General features: G+C 52.8%; 2 protein-coding genes. One reads left to right on the top strand and one right to left on the bottom strand.

Annotated features, from left to right (window positions below; translation table 11 throughout):
• Positions 1 to 60 precede the first annotated feature (60 nt).
• Positions 61 to 228 carry a hypothetical protein gene (locus tag QUB30_RS33660; RefSeq protein ID WP_333342727.1) on the top strand — a complete coding sequence of 56 codons (168 nt, stop codon included), beginning with the start codon at positions 61 to 63 and terminating at the stop codon, positions 226 to 228.
• 44 nt (positions 229 to 272) lie between these two features.
• Here QUB30_RS33660 and QUB30_RS33655 read toward each other — a convergent pair whose 3' ends face one another.
• Entirely contained in the window at positions 273 to 1,169 is an 897-nt protein-coding gene (locus QUB30_RS33655; protein WP_333342725.1) for a site-specific integrase, read from the bottom strand.
• Between the last annotated feature and the right edge of the window lie 104 nt (positions 1,170 to 1,273).

Genomic DNA, 1,273 nt, shown 5'->3' with positions numbered 1-1,273 from the left:
ACTCGACCTCATGTTCCTGGGCTTCATCAGCTTCGTGCTCGTCGCTGATGGTCTGCGGTTGTGTTAACAGGCCCTAGCGGACGGACTGCTCCAGAAGGGGTGCAAGTGCAGATGGTAAAAGGAGAGAGTTTGAAAGCTATCGCCGAGCGGGGGATAGATATGGGAACACCTCAACTTAGCGGCAGTGTCGTGCGTAAACGTGGCCGTCGCACCAAATCCTTTGGCTAGACTCAACGCTCTGTCATTTCAAGGTTGGCACTTGCTCAACAGAACTACCAGTCCATCCGCTTCGAAAGGTCTGAAGCACGCAGCGAGGCATAGCGCAGAAACATATTGGAGCTTGACCACCCCATAATCTTGCAAATTTCCGTCTCACTCCAAAGCCAGCCATTGTTCTTGTCCCTCATCGATACCCATCTGCACGTCGCCTCGTGCCGTAGGTCGTGCTCTTTGAAATCTTCAAGTCCGGCGTAATGAAATAATGTTTTGAAACGGCTGGAAAGATTATTTGAAGTCCTAATCATTGAGGGTCTCTTACCGTCCCAAAACGGAAATATCAAGCCATTTCGTCCTTTGCACCATTCGCGCAATCGAGCCCGAAGACAAGGCGGTATTGGTACCGACCTGCGCTTTGTGATGTAGTCCTCTACCTTGCTCGAATCCAAATGAATGATGTAAGCTTCCATATCTATGTGGTCGACCCTGAGGCGGTAAGCCTCGCTGAGCCTCATCCCAGTGTTTAGAATTAGATCAAAGAGCAAGTGAAATGCGGGGTCGATAGGTAACGCCCGCTCACGATCATCCCTCTTAATCCCATCGAGGGCCTTGCGAATACTGTCCTCCTCTTCTGCCGAGAGACGCCGATCTCTAAGCTGGTCCACTTTCGGCTTTTTTCCTCTGAGCAAGAGTTGGTCTGCCTCATTTGCCGTGTACTGGCTGTACGAACGGGGTAGAAGCCGAAGGGCATTGACGGGCACCTGATATGTCCGGTCAGAGTGGCGGCGAATGTGCCAATCGAGCGCTCTTGCCAGACTTCCGACGTACTTTCGAATAGTCCCAGGCGCAAGGTTGTCTTCGATCTTCATGCGGTAGATCCACTGATCTGCCCATGTGGCACTTATGCTGGAGTAGCGCGCCAGACCAAGCTCACGACGAAGCAGTTCAACCATAGGTACGTCACTTGGCGCCACCCGAGCCCCCGGCGGCCACTCAAAGTGCTCCACTTATGGCCACCCAAACTGCTCCACCCTGGCCATGGTGATCTGACGCATTG

The sequence above is a fragment of the Microcoleus sp. BROC3 genome (genome assembly GCF_036702515.1).
Classification (GTDB): domain Bacteria; phylum Cyanobacteriota; class Cyanobacteriia; order Cyanobacteriales; family Microcoleaceae; genus Microcoleus.
Note: the sequence above shows the minus strand (reverse complement) of the source record. Positions and strands in the feature narration are given on the sequence as shown.